Origin of the sequence: Treponema vincentii (genome assembly GCF_010365865.1) — a bacterium.
Taxonomy (GTDB): Bacteria; Spirochaetota; Spirochaetia; order Treponematales; family Treponemataceae; genus Treponema.
Genome location: NZ_CP048020.1, coordinates 2,001,707 through 2,018,511, shown reverse-complemented (window position 1 = coordinate 2,018,511; position 16,805 = coordinate 2,001,707). Strand labels below are relative to the sequence as shown.

The window sequence follows — 16,805 nt, the reverse complement described above, 5'->3', positions numbered from 1 at the left end:
ATGGCATAAAGCACAGCGGTATTAAATCCTCCGGATAAATAAAAACAGCTCAATAGAGAATTACTTATTCTTTTTTTGATCTGTATTGGTATTTGAGTTCGAAATGCTCCGCATTACCTCGTAAGCTCTGGTTCTTACCGGAGTTACATAGTTATAGTTATTGGCAATACGCATTACCGTTTCAAACATATCCTTTTTATTTATAATTGAGCCGGACATTTTTTCGAAGGTATTCAGGATTTCAAGTGCGAGCGAACTCGTTGGATTAACCGTATCAAATTTGCGAGCAATCCAGTTGATCATATTGAATACTTCATCATTGTCATTCTTTCCAATATCACCGAGCGATTTTACTGCGGCTGTGATAACGGAGGGTTCATTATCGGTATACATGACTGTGACTAATGAATCCTTGGCTTTATCAGTTCCCATTTGTCCGAGCAATTCACATGCACGGCGTCTTATTTCCGGATAATTATTTACCACCCTGCCATCTTCTCTCACAACGGTTGAAAGCCCTTCGGTTGCTAACGTACTCAAAGCCACCTGAATTTCTTCCGATTGACGGCCTTCATTTAATGCCTCTTCGATGTACTGTAAGGCAACACGTTTTGAATCGCGCCCTTCAGCGGCAACCATTTCTTTAATCATAACGCCCTCAATTGAATTGAGGTATGCCTGTTCGACGGTAATCATACTGTCAGATTCACTGTTCTTATCATTTTTCTTTGCAGCGTCTTTATTTTGCGCGCAGATAAGCGGAGCAGTAAGCAGTCCTAAAGCCAGTGATAGTATCAATAATTTGTGCCGCATGGTAACGACCCCCTTCCTTTGTTCAAAGTCGGTATTTTATTAGAATACCGACTTATTGTCAGTTATTTTTTTGCAAGTGTCAAGAGGCCGATTATTTTAGATTTTCAAATTCCGGGGCATTTAATAACCACCGGCGATTATTACACGATAATTATTCATGCGGTTTAATACCACGACGCACTGCGCCGGATGTTGATTACCGCTTGACCTTTCATTCTTTTACTTATATCATAAACAAGAACTATTATAGAGGATTGCAAGACTATTAATCCTTGAGTTTCAACAAGTAAGGTGATTTGAATGAAAAAGTTAAAGATACCTGCAGTGCCGTCAATCAGAAGATTACCGTCCTATTTGCATATAGTAAAGCAAGCCCAAGCTGATGGATATCCGTATATTTCCGGTACCGTTATCGCTGAAGAGCTACACCTTGAGCCGATCCAAGTTCGGAAAGATTTGGCTATTACCGGTATTATCGGTAAGCCGAAGAAAGGGTATCCGGTTGAAGATCTCATCGCAGCTATTGAACATTTCCTTCGCTGGGATACGTTGCAAAGAGCGATTCTTATTGGGGCAGGCAATCTTGGAACCGCACTCACCGGATATCAAGGATTTAGAGACCACGGATTGGAAATTTGCGCAGCTTTTGACAGTGACAAAAGCAAGATCGGAAAAAAAATTCACGGTATCCCGATTTTCGCAATGAATAAATTAACCGAGGAAATTAACGCTTTGCATCCTGCATTAGCAATTTTAACTGCGCCTTCACCTAGTGCACAGGCTATTGCCGATCAATTGGTAGAAGCCGGAATTGACGCGATCTGGAATTTTACAAATGTTAAAATCAAAGTGCCCGATAATGTCCTTGTTCAGCAGGAAGATCTTACCTCAGGCTATGCGCTTTTAGGTGTTATGATGAATACCCGTATTCAGCAAGCGAGCGAATAGTAATTATTTTCTCCTATTTTTGATCATGGGACTTTAAGAATGTATTATTACGTATTAAGGTGCCATAACCATGTTTTATGAATTCCTTCGGATTATCGAACCAAACTCAGACGACACTGTTTTATAACCGCCTTGTAAAGCGATATAAACACCTCAAGAAATATGCACGGCGGTTAGGCATCTTCGCCTATCGCTTGTATGATAAAGACATTCCTGAAATATCTGTTGACGTCGATCTTTATATTGAAGATAAAACCGATCGCATATTTGCGGTACTCACCGAATATGAACGGTCTCCCCGTAATAAAGAAGGTAAAACGACAGCCTCTCTCTCGGAGTTGACGGAAGCGTTGTGCGCTGCTTTACAGATTTCTGCGGCGCAGGTATACCAGAAATGCCGAAGACGGCAGCGCGGTGAAGCTCAATACGAAAAGATTGCCGACAGCGGAAAGCGGATTATCGTGCGGGAAGGTAAGTGCCGCTTCTTTGTCAATGTATCCGATTATCTCGATACCGGACTGTTTCTTGATCACCGTCCGGCTCGGCTTGCCGTTGCCGAAAGCGCCGCCGGAAAGACGGTATTGAATCTATTCTGCTATACCGCTTCTTTTTCCGTTCATGCGTTGGTAAATGGAGCGCGGCAGGTTTGTTCGGTTGACTTATCAAAAAACTATTTGCAATGGGCGCATGAAAATGTTCAGCTGAACGGTGTCGCCGATCCCGACCGCTGCCGGTTTGTGCAGAATGATGTCCGTCTTTTTTTGGAGCAGGCAGCAAAACGGAAGGAGCGCTGGGATATCATTATTTGCGACCCGCCGACGTTTTCCAATTCAAAGCGGACACCTCAATTCTTCGATGTGAACCGGCATTGGCAGGATTTAATCCGCAGCTGCTGTCAGGTATTGGCGGAAGAAGGTGTTTTGTACTTTTCTACGAATTCGCGGACACTGCGTTTTAACACGGCGGAACTTTCGGATAATCTCTCCGGCAGCATGGGAGCGGATAAGTTTGTTTGTCAAAATACGCTCTTTACCGTGCAGGATATCAGCACACAGTCGATACCGGAAGATTTTCGGAATAAAAAAATTCACCGGTTGTGGAAGATACGGCGCAGTACAACTTTTTCCTTTGAAAATATGCGAGCATCTACTTCGTTACTTCACAAAAATTAGTCCTCTTAACACAACAGATATTCCGTAATTAACCGGATGGGGAAGATCAATGACTAAACAGCCTTTATTATCCCGTGTAGTTGCTAAAAAAACGCCCTGATGCGATTGCCTCGAGGTCTATTCCTGTACTTGCTAGCCAATTTCGGCGGTATATGCTATAGTAAACGGAGAGTATGCTTGAACTAAAACCTATTATCATAAAAGAAGAAGATAAAAACGATGCCTATTATACTCTGACATGGACAGCTTTGACACGTGCCGACAAGTATAAAGTTACGACTTCCGTTCCCGCGATAGCCGGTATGTACGAGTTGTATTATATGGATACACATAAGCGGCTCAATTTACTGGCGATCACGCATGCGTGGTATGGAGGCTTGCGGAGTAATTTGCGGCAAGCGATCGATCCGTACCATACGCATGACCTCGCAATGCGTGCGCTGCTTGAAGAATCCCCACTGTACTACCGATACTCGTGCTCTGATTCCTTTGGCGATCTTTTGGATGCCGTATGGTTTTTGCATAATGTGTATTTTCCCGATGATGTGCGGGTACAGCACTCACAGCGATATCGAAAAATTTTTTTACGAGAACAAGCTCCCGATAAAATATATTGGTTGGATTAACCTATGAGTAAACTTACAAAAAAAGAAATCGGTGCGCATGTTGCGCTCTTGGTTGCGGCAATATTTTGGGGGACTACCTTTGTCGCTATCAGCAGTACAAGCAGCTATTTCCCTCCTGCCTTTTTGGTCTTTTTGCGGTGCGCCATCGGAGGCGGGGTGTTGATGCTGGTTTTTATCAAACGGTTAAAAAACTTGTCCCGATCATACGTTACCGTTTGCGCTTTTCTCGGCTTTCTGATGACCATTGGGTATTTGATGCAAAATCTTTCCATTGCTGCAGGATGCCCGCCGGGGCGCTGCGGTTTTTTGGTCGCGACCTATTGCGTTATCACTCCGTTTATTGCATGGTTCGTATGGAAAAGAAAGCCGAATATTTATCACGTTATCGCTGCTGTTGTCTGTCTAGTCGGTATCAGCTTCATTTCGATGCCGAACCTTTTAAAAACTTCCGATGTCGGTTTAAATCTCGGTGATTTCCTCGCTCTGATAGGCAGCGTGGTTTTCGGCGCCTACCTTGTATATCTCGGACGATATGTCGACACCATGGATCCGATTTTGCTCACGATCGGAAATTTGTTTTTCGGAGCCATCTATGCAGGTTTATATACCTATTTTTTTGAAGACAGTGCTAAAATCGTCTGGAACGGGCAGTCCGTTTTTGCCGCTCTTTATTTAGGTATTATTTGTATGTCGCTGACTAATATACTGCAGGCAATCGGTCAACGGGAGGTTATCGCATCGACAGCTGCGCTCATATTCTCTCTTGAGTCGGTATTCGGTATTATCCTTGCCATCGCATTCTGGCATGAAGAGGTAACGGCTTCGCTTTTAATCGGGTGTGCTTTTATTTTTATCGCTATCGTAATTTCCGAAACCAAGCTGGGATTCCTCAAGAAAAAATTGAGCAGTAATGTATTCAGAAAAATTTTTTCTCAGATAAAAGTTAAGTAATCCGATGACCGAAAGAGAGTGGCAGGCTTTTTCCGCCTTTAGAACCGATTTTAAAACGTCATGTCGGCAATGGCTTACCCGCTGTGGCTATGAATATTCAGCCCCTAATGAAGCAGTGTCATCCGTAGAAAAATCGGCTGGGCGAGGTGTGCTGCATTTGTTACAGCAAGCAGCAGCGGCGGAGAACAAAACCCCTGCCTACCCGCAGGAAACCCCCATTGTCTACAACCATAGTTTGGACGAACTACAAGGCTCCGATCAAATAAAACTGATTATCGTTAGTGATAATCCGGGAAAAAACGAACAGCTGCATAAAAATCAGCGCTATTTGGTAGGTCAGGCGGGGAAGGTCGCGGAAGGCTTTTTTCGCCGCAATCCCGAACTCAACATCGATTTTAGGCGAGAGGCTATCATCCTCAACAAAACTCCTATTCATACGGCAAAAACGAAGGAGCTTAATTACTTACTCAAAAATGGCGGTGAACAATTCCGCAGCCTTTTTGAAGAAACGCAACAATGGCTCGCTTCCCATACCGCTGCCCTGCAGAAAGCACTCGGTTGTCCGCTTTGGCTGGTGGGGTACGGCGAATTAAGAAAAAAATCTCTTTTTACCGCTTATGCGGATGAGCTGCAACGGCAATACGGCGGAAAATCCGATGCGCCGGTCTATGTATTTCAGCATTTTTCGATGAACTGCTTTGCTATCGATTTTAAAAAACTGGGTGATCAGCATAAATCTGCGGAAGAAAATCTTCGCATAATAGGCTTACTGCATCGTAAAGCGATCTTGGGGTGGTGATGAGGAGCTCGGGGCAAATACAGCAGATTCTTTTAATCAACAACCCCGACGCAAGCGTCGGGGTATTAAGCTCTCCGCACGAATAACAGCCCGCAGAATAGATAGGCTGTTCAACCAGAGTTTCGCCGTGTTGCGTCTCAAATGGTCTTACAGCCTATCTATTCTGCGGTATTCGATTCGTGTATCTGATGTGGTTGCCTTGGGGTAGTGATAATGGTAGCAAAAGGGTATAGCGTAAGAAAGGCGGAACCGAGAGATTTGGCTGCGGTTATGCAGGTGGAACGGCAAAGCTTTGAAGAAAACATCGTTGAGGACGAAAGTGTATTTGCCGATCGCATCGCATATACTTCCGGTTGCAATTATGTTCTTGTTAAAGCTGATACGCAATCGGTGTGCGGTTATTTTACGGCTGAACTATGGGATGCCTTACAGATGGACGTCGGCGCGTTTGCACTCGGACATTCGGTACGAGAACGTCATCAGCCTGCAGGAACGGTGTTGTATATATCTTCTTTTGCATTGTTGCCGGAAGTACGCGGACAAAGCATTGCCGAAAAATTTTTTGCTTCTGCTATAGAACGCATCGCCGTCGTTTTTCCGCAGGTGGAACAGGTCGTCTTGCTTGTGCATGAAGATTGGCATAAAGCAATCAGGATTTATGAAAAACAAGGCTTTATCCGCACACAAATTTTAGACCGGTTTGCATGGTTCGGGGACAAGAGGGCTTTTATCTACGAAAAAACGATATAAAAAGACTCTAATTCCCCCTAGAGCGAATGTGATAAATCATGTCCTTGTAGGACGAACCGGTAGGTTTGCCGTTTTTAGAGGTTTTCCCTAAAATGCCCTCTGTTCATTCACCATGATCTTAAACTGGAACATAAAGGGGAAACTACTTGACAAAAAATAAATTAAAGACCATTTTTAGGCATGCTTAAATCTATCTTTAACGATGTGGGTATGCAGCTGCCGGAACAGATACGGAAGGCGGCGGTTGAATATCTTCCCGCCTTTCTTGCAGCGGAGGAGGCTGAAGTGTCTGCCGTACAAGCATTGCTTATTGCGAGGGCTTTTGATGCGAGCGGGTCCTTCGAACAGGTATTTACAGGTACCGAGCCGATTACTCGGCACTATCAAATCAACCTTATCCGTAGCTTTGAAAAAAATGTACAGCTGCTTGTCGATAAGATGTGGGTTGAAAAAGCCGACGAAGATGTAAAAGAGGATATTCTATATCGCCTCCGCTGTTTTTGTGAATCCATGCAGCAGGCAGAAAATCCGGCTGCTTACGCGGACTTGCTGCCTGAATGCCTCGGCGTTTTGCATGATGTGGTATTATTGCTTTTCGGTCGGCAAATCGACAGTGAAGGTTTTTTAGAGTACGCCATTCGTATAGATCCCGATTTCGGACTTTTTTGGTATTATCTTGAATGTCTAACGGTGCAACCTAGGCTTCCGGCAGAGAAAGCCCGCTTAGCTATCTTTCTTGGTATTTATTTTCTTGCTAATTTTTAAGTTGTATTCCATCCTTATTCCATTGACACGCTCATTTTAACAGATTGACAGAGACCAATTACCGGTGTATGTTACGGATATTTTCGCAGAAGATTTGGGGAGAGTCCATTTTACTCGTCATAATTGCGGAGGAGAAAATATGCAGAGAAGATTTATCGCAATCCTAATGCTGCTTTTTATGATATTTTGTGCCACTACGGTTTGTTTGGGATGTGTAAAAAGTACAAGAAAAAATGCAGAAAAAACTGTTTTAACACTGGGATCATGGCGTACAGATGATTTGGGAGCATGGACTCGCTTACTTGCCGAATATGAAAAAGTAAGCGGCGTATCTATTCAATTTAAGCCGATCAACCCACCCAATTACAATACAGAGCTTCGTATGCAGTTGGATAGTGGATCCGATCCGGATTTAATGTTTGCTCGCTCTTATGCAATCGGTATGGAATTGTATGAGAAGGGTTTTTTGGTAGATATAAGCAATTTACCATATTTAGAAGAACATTTTTCCGAAAGCAGTAAAGATGCATGGCGAGGCTCTGACGGTAAATCTTTCGCAGTTCCTGTTGCTGCCGTGGTGCAGAGTATTTATTATAATAAAGATATTTTTGGAAGAGTAGATCTCGCTATTCCCACCACATGGGAAGAACTTTTGCTTGCCTGCAAAGATTTAAAAGATGCCGGATATACCCCATTTGCAAACGGACTTGCCGATGGATGGGATATCAATGAATGTTTTATGATGGGATTATTACCGAACTTTATCGGCGGCGAAAAAGGCAGGCATGAATATGAAAACGGCTTGCGTCCTTTTAACGATGGTGATATGGTTGCAGCCTTTTCTGCAATGAAGGATATTGCCCCCTATTGTTTCGAAAATTTTGAATCATTAACGTATGCTGATTCAAATATGCTTTTCGCAACGGGTAAAGCGGCTATGTATGCTGACGGTTCCTGGACACTCGACAGCTTTAAAGAGTTACCGTTTCAGTGGGGAAATTTCGCATTTCCACCTCCGGCCGGAAAACAGCCTGAAATTTGCTTCCATGTTGATGTAGGAATAGCGATGAATGCGAACGGAACGCATCAAAAAGAGGCTTGGGATTTCTTGTCGTGGCTTTGTACAGCCGAAGGAGCCACCGTTGTCGCAAAATATTTGCCGAGCGGTTTTTATTCTATGTTCAATGGGAGTATTCCTATCGAAAGTTCTCAAGGTGCCGAAATTTATGCACTTCTTACCGGGCGAGGGCAGGATGTTCGCTTTGTATGGCCAAGGTTGATGAACGGAACGCCTTCCGGCTATACTTTGCTGAATGATGGTGTAGTTGCCGTTATGAAAGGAGAAAAAACTCCCCAGCAAGCTGCCAATGCTTTAGCGGAAGGGCTTGCACAGTGGTATAAACCCTAACCTGTGGTTATACGCAGTGATGAGTTTAAGGTAAACAGACACTGTAGCTTGTAAGTACGCTACAAATTGAACAACTTCCAAAGGTGACACTTTGTGCAGTTGTTCAATCAGGAAAGTCTCTTCTATGATAAGCTTAGGCTTTAACCCTACTCTTTGCTGTTACACACGGAACATCGATACGCAACACTGTAACCGATGCCGCCATCTGTTCGGTTATTTCAAAATCTCTGCCGCTTTGCGTTTTCATCATAAGCTGCAATCCGAAAATCTTTTCTGAAATATCTTCAACAATAACTACTATTCCGTCTCCCATAATGCTTGCATATTCCGAACCGTATTTACACGGAACATCGCCGCCGGAAACAATTGCAACATTCGTTTCAAGTTCAATAAAAACACACGGGTTCTTTTTGATGATATCGAGTTTCCGGCCTTCTTTTGCGCAATGCACATAGAGAGTTAACTTACCGCCGGTAAATACAAAACCGTACTGCATTGGTACTACATACGGACGGCCGTTATCGATCATCCCGATATGTACTACTTTTGCCTGTTCAATAATCAACTTTATTTGTTGATAGTCGGTTACTTCTCTGTCAGATCTTCTCATAGGTAAGACTCCTTGGCACATACTATATACCATAAACTGTCTATTACCAAGACTTACCACACGTTCTTACTTTTGAGAATACTGAAAAAAACAACCTTGGAGATGGCGACGAAAGCAGGAAATGGAATTTTGGAAAGCGAGATCGTACGGGGAATATCGATACCGCTGCCCGAATTTCAGTTGGAATATGCTGTGGAAGCTGAATTACATATTGAATTTGCTCTTATGCTGCCTAAAAAGCGAGGCGAAAAAACACAAAGCGAAATAACCGATAAGCTGAATATTTCATATCAGTAATAACAATAACTGAAAATCCGGAAAAGACGAACCTGGCGCTGCGAATCGCAAAGTTACAAAAAATATTCGGTTATAGATTTGTGAGTTTTTAAAAATCTTGACTTCTTATCCTGTCCTTGACAGTATCGTTAAGTTTCAGTATATTCGGTCACAGTGAAACCTTAGTAAGACTTATATAATACCGCTCGGTATTATATAAACGGTTATCATAAAGATAATTGCACTATGCAGAACTTCCTACTGCAAGTAAAGGGGTAAGGTTTCATTAGGAGACAATATGAAAATCTTACAATGCGGATATGGTCATATTGGGCAAGTTTTATTTCAAGACTTCCAAAAGATGGCCACGGCTTCAAAAGCGGCACTTTCAGTGTACGATCCTTACAGTCCAAATTGCCCATACAAAGTTAATGATTTACATGAGCATTACAATTTTGCTTTTGTCTGTGTTCCAACCGATAAAATGGATAGCGGCTCCGCAGATATTTCTATCGTTGTTGATCTTTGTAGCCGAATCGATGCGGATGTGATTATTATAAAATCAACAATACCGGTAGATATTATTCGCTTTTTGCCTCAGAATGCTATTTTCTCTCCCGAGTTTACCGGTACTACGCCTCATTCAGGTTTACACAATTATGTAGTACTGGGCGGTTCACGTGGTTTATGCAACAAAGTAGCATATCTTTACACATTAATTCATAGTGCGGATTTTGAAATTATATATACGGATATAAAGACTGCCATTATTGCAAAATATATGGAAAATTGTTTTCTTGCTCTGAAAGTCACCTTTTGTAATGAAATTGCCCTTGCTTGTAAAAAAGAGGGGGTGGAATATGAAGATGTAAGAAATATTTTTATCAAAGATTCACGGATTAATGCCAGCCATACATTTGTATACGAAGAAACGCCTTATTATGATTCTCACTGTTTTAATAAAGATATCCCGGCGTTTAACGCACAGTTCAATTTACCGTTGATGTGTGCCGTAGAAAGAATTAATACGGATATGAAGAATGCTGTATTGAATAGAGCCGATGGGGTCAGCCATGAATAAGACTGATGACATAAATAACATTTTACCGGTTTATTACAGCATATTTATTACCGGTCTCCTTATCTCTAATGTACTAGGGTCAAAAATAGTAACGATTTACGGATTACGGATGCCTTCTGCAACTATAGCCTATGCCGTTACATACTTAATGACGGATGTCGTCGGAGAGTTATACGGAAAAAAAGCGGCTGATCGACTTGTGAAGATAGGTTTCATCTGTCTTATAATAAGCTTCTTACTGATCCGTTTAGCATTAATACTTCCGTCAGATAATGATACTTCCGCATTTAATCAAATTTTTAATTCTACTACCAGAATTATTATTGCAAGTTTATCGGGATATTTAATAAGTCAGAGTGTTGATGTGTTTATTTTCCATAAGATAAAATCTTATTCTGAAAAATATAAGTTTCTTCGAAATAATATAAGCACTATTATTAGCCAATTTATTGATACTGCGGTTTTCAGTTTTATTGCATTTTATGGTATTGTACCGAGAGTAGCTGATTTGCTGTATGGTGTTTTCTTTGCAAAAGTAATTCTTGCACTCTGTGATACTCCTTTTTTTTATCTACTGACAAGAAGATCGAAACAGCGGTATCAATGTTTCTGCCAAAATTTAGGAAGAAACAAGATGGTCAATATGGATTTATCGATTAAAAATGCCGATGACAAATAATTATAAAGTCGGAGTGCTTATTGCAACATCGATGGGGAGAAACGAGCTACTGTTCTCGCGTGCGCTTCCTTCAGTTTTGTGCCAGACGAAAAAAGCTGACTGTGTTTTAATTGTTGATGACAATACCGACGAAACGGTAAGTGCTGAAGTGCAACATCGTATCAGTATGCGTAATGATGCCAATATTCATTACATCAAGAATACTAAAACATCAGGAATGAGCGGTACCGGAGCATGGAATTCCGGAATTGAATGGTATAATGCTCGATTTTTAGATACCGACTATATTGCTATTCTGGATGATGATGACAGTTGGGATATACGGTATTTGGAAAAATGCAAAAATGCCATTAGTGTTGGTTCATATGCCCCTGATTTATTGGCAGCATATCTGAAGCGAAGCGACTGCAAAACGGCGAATATCTTTAGTTATGAAGATTTGGTCGTTAACTCTTTTCTATGCGGCAATCCGGGAATACAAGGCAGTAATATGTTTATTCGTCTTGGAATACTGAATTGTATAGGAGGATTTGATGAAAGCCTTCCAAGCTGCACGGATAGAGACTTGATGATCAGGATACTTAGATGCGTATCAAAAGAAAATATTAAAATAATACCCGAAGTACTTGTTAATCACTATGCTTGGAATGGTTCCATAACATATAACAAAAAAGAAGAAAGAACAAGGGCTTACTTTGTTTTTTGAAAAACATATACTGCTTTATTCGGAAGAAGTATTACGCAAGGCTTTGGATCGTGCCGAAAGCTTATTTTCATATACTAATCGAACGAATATTTTGAAGTTGTTTAATCTTATCCGGAATAATGCCGGTACTGAAAAAAATTGTTATCGGTGTTGCGATTCATAACGGTCGAAATACGATAAGACGATGCCTAACTTCAATTCTTGAACAAAAAAATATCAATGCACAGATATGGATTTTAATCGCTGACGATAACTCGACCGATTGTTGGGAAGAAACTGTAGAAGATTTGTTGATAAATCCGCAGATTATCATCACAAAAGTACAATATCAGAACGTATCAAAAACACGGAATCATCTTAATAAGTATATTGCAAAGTATTTTGGTGCCGTAAATTTAATAGGACGATTGGATTGTGATGATGAATATGCCGATCAATTTGTTCTTTCACACATTGAAAATTTAAAACGGCAAACCGATGCAGATGTTATTTTTGCAGGTAATTATCTGCGGCAGAATAATATGGTTATTGATCGTATTAATAAAGCGAGCAAGAGGCTAAAAAATCCACAGTATCTTTTACAACGATTAAAAAGTATGGCAGAAGGATTCGCCGATTCCGAATTACCGTCTTGTAATATCTTTCTTACATTAAAGAGTCTTGAAGAATATCCTGATATTCCCAGTGCAGAGGATCATTTTTTATCAGTAAGAATATTACTCAGTCATAAACAATACAATATTGCTTTCGCCGAAGGTGTATTATTGACGATCTATAATTTAGATGGAAATATGACTGCGAATAATAAAAAAAAAGATGATTATAAACAAGCCAGAGAAAAACTTTATCAAGAAGGGATACGTTTATGGAAAATACTGAACGAAAAGAAAGAGCTCAAAACATATTAGCACGATATGGCTTGAAAAATCTTACGTATCTTGGACAAGGTTTTGAAGGTGTTGTGTTTCACAACGGACAGCATGTGTATAAAGTTGTTCTACCATGGTTCACGGGTGGAAATAAATGGTACACATATCAACATCTTACATTCTTTTTCGAAAAAGAAACATATAAGTCCTTTTATCAACTGGAAGAAGTGATTGAATTTGAAGGATTGGTTATAGAGAAATACCCATATGAACCATCAAAGCCGGTCACAGCATTTACAGAAGATGATGTGATTAATTTCTTAACCGAGTGTTGGCAAAAAAAGATTGTCATTCGAGATTGTAAAAAAGAAAATTTTATTCGCGTCAACGGTATTATAAAACTAATAGATTTAGACGGATGTCAATATTATAATGATAGCCTGTTCTTAAATGCTTGTGTACGAATGTATATCTTTCTTCATGAAAATGATAACCCTGATTTAAAAAAACTACAACGAAGTGCAATTAATAATTTTGATCTTCCTGAATTAAAAGATTGTCGTACTTTTATAAATAAGATATTTGCAAATATTATGTATGAGGAATCAAAGACAGTCATTAATTCATTCGAGGTTGTTAAGAGAAAAGATCTTATTTATGAGAGTTATTCAATACAGCAAATAGATAATCTTGAACAATTGTTTTTTAATAAAATCAAACAGCATTTATATCTATGTGATATTCAGATAAAGGATATACGACTTTCCGACAATAATACGTTTGTACCGGAGGCCATCATTGTCGGGTATAAAAAACTGCAACCGCTGCAAGACAAGGTTTCTCTATTGATTAAAACCTGCGCACAGGATGTTGAAATAATTGAACAGAATATAAAACATATTGTCAGGCAGCTTTCATGCCCAAATATATTCCATGAAGTCATTGTCTCTATCGACTCAAAAAAAGATAATTTTATTCGTCAATTTACCGAAAATGCCGATTTTGAGAAAGTTATTAACATAGTTGATACTTTAAAGAAAGAAGGCGTTATCGATAGATATTTTATATTCAATCCCGATTACACAGAGCGTATTAATTGGGATTGGTTCGGTTTGTCAACGAATCACACTCATTCGTCTTCAAATGTACCGATAAGTTCCCAGCTGTACGCTTTTGAGCAGTGCAGCGGCGACTATATTTTTCAAATGGATAGCGATGTGATGATTGGTCGAAGGGATATTGATCATTCGTATATGCAGGATATGCTTGCTGAACTTAAGAAAAATGAAAAAGTGATTTCCGTTGGATTTAATATTTGTAATTCACAGAGTAAGGCTTACTTCGGATTTGAGAACGGCGGATACGTGCCGGAAGTCAGAATGGGGCTTTTTGACAAGCAAAGAATGTTTAGGCTTCGTCCATTTCCGAATACATTAGATTGTGACGGTAGATTACAGTTAACATGGTATCGCTCGCTTGAAAAATTACAAAAAGAAACAGGATACTGTTCTATTCGAGGGGGGGATAACCGAACTTTTTATGTTCATCCTCAAAACTATCGGAAGAGTAGCGCGTATAGTTGGATGAATATTCTTGATAGAGTAGAACAGAGTATCATTCCGGATATTCAATACGATCATTTTGACTGCGAAGGTTCATTTTACGATTGGTGTACTCCGAAACGCAATGAGACAATGGTTGTACTTTCTTGTTTTAAAAATATTACTGTCGATAAATTTCTTCGGATGTGGTGTTCCTTAATAAGTCAAAGTTTTCAAGATTTCGGTATTTTGTTTTACGATGACTGCTCCGATAATGGTATGTCGCTTTTTATTGAACAAATAATTAAACCGTACCAGAATCGTATTACTTTCATAAAAGGGCGAACTCATTTACCTAAATTACAATGCGAATACATTGCGATTCACAAGTATTGTAATAATCCTGATTCTATTATTGTTTGCATTGATACCGATGATGCATTGATAGGACGTGAAGCATTATACGATGTATATAAAAAATATGAAATGTGGGGTGTTGATATGACTTGTGGACGGGTTCATCAAACCTATCGGTTGCAACCACATTATCGCTATCCGGTAAATTTTATGGAACCAAGAAAAAATGGCGGTAATGTCTGGCAGCATCTTAAAACATTTCGAAAATATCTTTTTGATTCAATTCCGATGTCATATTTTAAATATAATAATGTAGAATTAAAATATTCGCAACAAAAATGGTTTGAAAAGTGCGATGATTATGCCATGATGATTTCTATGGTTGAAATGAGTTCATCTCCTTTCCAAATGGATTTTATCAATTATTATTATGAACGCGATTATGAGAAGCGAAATGCGGATAGGGCTTTAAAAGAACAATGTATTAAAGAAATTCTTAGTAAAAGACCATTGACGGCCGCTACGTTGTATAAAAATAGAAAGATATTCAAGCCGAACCAAAATAAAATTGAAATAGATATTACTTTTGATTGCAATCTGAGGTGTGAAGGATGTAATCGTTCTTGCGGACTTGCCCCATCAAAAGATTATATGGCAATCGAAGATATTGGCGCGTTTATCACCGAAAGTAAAAAACTACATCGACGCTGGAGGCTCATTAATGTTTTAGGCGGAGAACCTACTTTACATCCCGATTTTATTGCTATTCTTAAAATGTTGCAAACAGAGTATGCTGATGTTTATAATAACGATGTGATTATTCAAGTTGTCTCAAACGGATTTACGGAGAATTCCAGAAGATTATGTAAAGAAGCGGAACAATTTCAAAACGTGCGTATAGATTATGAATCATTTAAAACTAAAAATACCGTTGACTACTTTACTCCCTTTGCCGATGCTCCGGTTGACGACCCTGATTTTAATAGTGCGGATTTCAGTAAAGGTTGTTGGGTAACTTCATATTGCGGTATAGGACTCAATAAAAACGGTTATTTTGCCTGTTCCGTTTGCGGAGCAATCAGCAGAGTACTAAAAGACGGTGGCGGTATACCTTACTTAAAGGATGCTACGGAGGAAACATTAGTCGGACAATTAAAAAAGTATTGCCGATATTGCGGAAATTTTAAACACTATGCAGAAAGCGACGGTGATTTTTTACCCCGCTGCGAAAAAGCTCCTTTCAGAAATATTATTTCTCCGTTTTGGGAGAAAGTATATGGAAATTACAATGTTGAAAAATAAAAAAGTAGTATTGATAACGGGTGGCGCGGGATTTATAGGATCAAATGTATGTTCGGCACTATTAAATCGGAACTGTCATGTAATATGTATGGATAACTTATTTTGCAGCACATTAAAAAATATACAATGCTTTAGCCATAATCCTGATTTTGAATTTATTGAACATGATATAACACAACCGTTTTCATTTTATGTAGATGAGATATACAATTTTGCTTGTCCGGCATCACCGAAATACTACCAAAAAGATCCTATCTATACAATGAAAACAAATGTTATCGGTGTCTTGAATATACTTGAACTTGCAACGCAACATCATGCAAAGATATTGCAAGCTTCGACATCTGAAGTTTACGGTGATGCACTTCAGCATCCACAGCAAGAGGATTACTGGGGAAATGTTAATCCTGTCGGCATCCGGAGCTGTTATGATGAAGGAAAACGGGCAGCAGAAAGCCTTTGTGTGGATTATTATAGACAATACAAAACGAAAGTTAAAATAGCCAGAATATTTAATTGCTACGGGCCGGGAATGCAAATGGATGACGGACGCGCTATATGTAATTTTATCGTACAGGCGCTACAGCATAAAGATATTACCATATACGGTACGGGAGCACAAACTCGAAGTTTTTGCTATATAGATGATTTAGTACGCGGTTTGCTTGCATTAATGGAAACTCCGGTAAAGATAACAGTCCCTATTAATCTTGGAACATCTGAAGAAATAACAATTAATGAGCTTGCTATGCACATACTCAAACTTTGTGAAACTAATGTAACCTGTAAATATATGGCATTACCTACGGATGATCCAAAACAGAGACAACCTGATATATCACTGGCAAAAAAAGTATTGCAGTGGCAGCCTGTTATAAAGCTCGACAAGGGATTAGAAAAAACAATAGCGTATTTTAAAGACTTGCTTGCAATATAGATACTCTCAGATATGGACACGTGGGCGGTTCTGCTATGTTGAGTATTTTCAGTAGCAATGTTTTGCCTTTGGCAAAACTTGCAAGTTTAAGCGGCAATGCCGCTTAAACATTGGCACGGATGCCGCGTGTATTAAGTAGAAACAAGTTTGACACCGGTCAAACTTGTGTTCAGCGAAGTACACGGATGTACTTCGCTGAACGAGCAACGAAGTAG

General features: G+C 39.7%; 17 protein-coding genes. 15 read left to right on the top strand and 2 right to left on the bottom strand.

Annotated features, from left to right (window positions below; genetic code table 11):
- Positions 1-60: 60 nt before the first annotated feature.
- Positions 61-813, bottom strand: coding sequence for a HEAT repeat domain-containing protein (locus GWP43_RS09420; RefSeq protein WP_162663938.1), 753 nt, complete (start codon positions 811-813; stop codon positions 61-63).
- A gap of 300 nt (positions 814-1,113) precedes the next feature.
- Between GWP43_RS09420 and GWP43_RS09415 the strand changes: the two genes are divergently transcribed.
- The 8 genes from GWP43_RS09415 to GWP43_RS09380 all read left to right on the top strand — a co-directional run bounded on the left by GWP43_RS09415 (position 1,114) and on the right by GWP43_RS09380 (position 8,232).
- The gene (locus GWP43_RS09415; RefSeq protein ID WP_162663937.1) at positions 1,114-1,761 is read left to right on the top strand and encodes a redox-sensing transcriptional repressor Rex; all 648 of its coding nucleotides are present in this window, start codon (positions 1,114-1,116) and stop codon (positions 1,759-1,761) included.
- 77 nt (positions 1,762-1,838) lie between these two features.
- Positions 1,839-2,933: a class I SAM-dependent methyltransferase gene (locus tag GWP43_RS09410; protein WP_162663936.1), complete on the top strand. Its 1,095-nt coding sequence runs from the start codon at positions 1,839-1,841 to the stop codon at positions 2,931-2,933.
- Positions 2,934-3,106: 173 nt separating this feature from the next.
- Positions 3,107-3,559 (top strand): hypothetical protein, encoded by a 453-nt coding sequence (locus GWP43_RS09405; RefSeq protein ID WP_162663935.1) that lies wholly within the window; start codon positions 3,107-3,109, stop codon positions 3,557-3,559.
- Positions 3,560-3,562: 3 nt separating this feature from the next.
- Complete coding sequence (locus tag GWP43_RS09400; protein ID WP_162663934.1) at positions 3,563-4,510, top strand: DMT family transporter; 948 nt, start codon at positions 3,563-3,565, stop codon at positions 4,508-4,510.
- A 4-nt stretch (positions 4,511-4,514) separates the two neighbouring features.
- The gene (locus GWP43_RS09395) at positions 4,515-5,309 is read left to right on the top strand and encodes a hypothetical protein (protein ID WP_162663933.1); all 795 of its coding nucleotides are present in this window, start codon (positions 4,515-4,517) and stop codon (positions 5,307-5,309) included.
- Between the two features lie 213 nt (positions 5,310-5,522).
- On the top strand, positions 5,523-6,059 hold the full coding sequence (locus GWP43_RS09390; protein ID WP_162663932.1) for a GNAT family N-acetyltransferase: 537 nt from the start codon (positions 5,523-5,525) through the stop codon (positions 6,057-6,059).
- A 180-nt stretch (positions 6,060-6,239) separates the two neighbouring features.
- Positions 6,240-6,824, top strand: coding sequence for a hypothetical protein (locus GWP43_RS09385; protein ID WP_162663931.1), 585 nt, complete (start codon positions 6,240-6,242; stop codon positions 6,822-6,824).
- 139 nt (positions 6,825-6,963) lie between these two features.
- Positions 6,964-8,232 carry an ABC transporter substrate-binding protein gene (locus tag GWP43_RS09380; protein ID WP_162663930.1) on the top strand — a complete coding sequence of 423 codons (1,269 nt, stop codon included), beginning with the start codon at positions 6,964-6,966 and terminating at the stop codon, positions 8,230-8,232.
- Between the two features lie 133 nt (positions 8,233-8,365).
- Here GWP43_RS09380 and GWP43_RS09375 read toward each other — a convergent pair whose 3' ends face one another.
- On the bottom strand, positions 8,366-8,842 hold the full coding sequence (locus GWP43_RS09375) for a pyridoxamine 5'-phosphate oxidase family protein (RefSeq protein ID WP_162663929.1): 477 nt from the start codon (positions 8,840-8,842) through the stop codon (positions 8,366-8,368).
- 12 nt (positions 8,843-8,854) lie between these two features.
- On the opposite strand from GWP43_RS09375, the gene GWP43_RS09370 reads away from it, so the two are divergent.
- The 7 genes from GWP43_RS09370 (at position 8,855) to GWP43_RS09340 (ending at position 16,590) form a co-directional block, all read left to right on the top strand.
- Entirely contained in the window at positions 8,855-9,139 is a 285-nt protein-coding gene (locus tag GWP43_RS09370) for a hypothetical protein (protein ID WP_230977654.1), read from the top strand.
- Positions 9,140-9,416: 277 nt separating this feature from the next.
- Positions 9,417-10,199, top strand: coding sequence for a Rossmann-fold NAD(P)-binding domain-containing protein (locus GWP43_RS09365; RefSeq protein ID WP_162663928.1), 783 nt, complete (start codon positions 9,417-9,419; stop codon positions 10,197-10,199).
- On the top strand, positions 10,192-10,878 hold the full coding sequence (locus tag GWP43_RS09360) for a queuosine precursor transporter (protein ID WP_162663927.1): 687 nt from the start codon (positions 10,192-10,194) through the stop codon (positions 10,876-10,878). The genes GWP43_RS09365 and GWP43_RS09360 overlap by 8 nt, the downstream gene beginning before the upstream one ends.
- Entirely contained in the window at positions 10,862-11,584 is a 723-nt protein-coding gene (locus GWP43_RS09355; protein ID WP_162663926.1) for a glycosyltransferase family 2 protein, read from the top strand. Before GWP43_RS09360 ends, GWP43_RS09355 begins: the two co-directional genes overlap by 17 nt.
- 119 nt (positions 11,585-11,703) lie before the next feature.
- A complete protein-coding gene (locus tag GWP43_RS09350) occupies positions 11,704-12,492 on the top strand; it encodes a glycosyltransferase (protein WP_162663925.1) in 789 nt (262 codons plus the stop codon).
- A complete protein-coding gene (locus tag GWP43_RS09345; RefSeq protein WP_162663924.1) occupies positions 12,450-15,653 on the top strand; it encodes a radical SAM protein in 3,204 nt (1,067 codons plus the stop codon). Before GWP43_RS09350 ends, GWP43_RS09345 begins: the two co-directional genes overlap by 43 nt.
- On the top strand, positions 15,628-16,590 hold the full coding sequence (locus GWP43_RS09340; protein WP_203232400.1) for a UDP-glucuronic acid decarboxylase family protein: 963 nt from the start codon (positions 15,628-15,630) through the stop codon (positions 16,588-16,590). Before GWP43_RS09345 ends, GWP43_RS09340 begins: the two co-directional genes overlap by 26 nt.
- Positions 16,591-16,805: the final 215 nt, after the last annotated feature.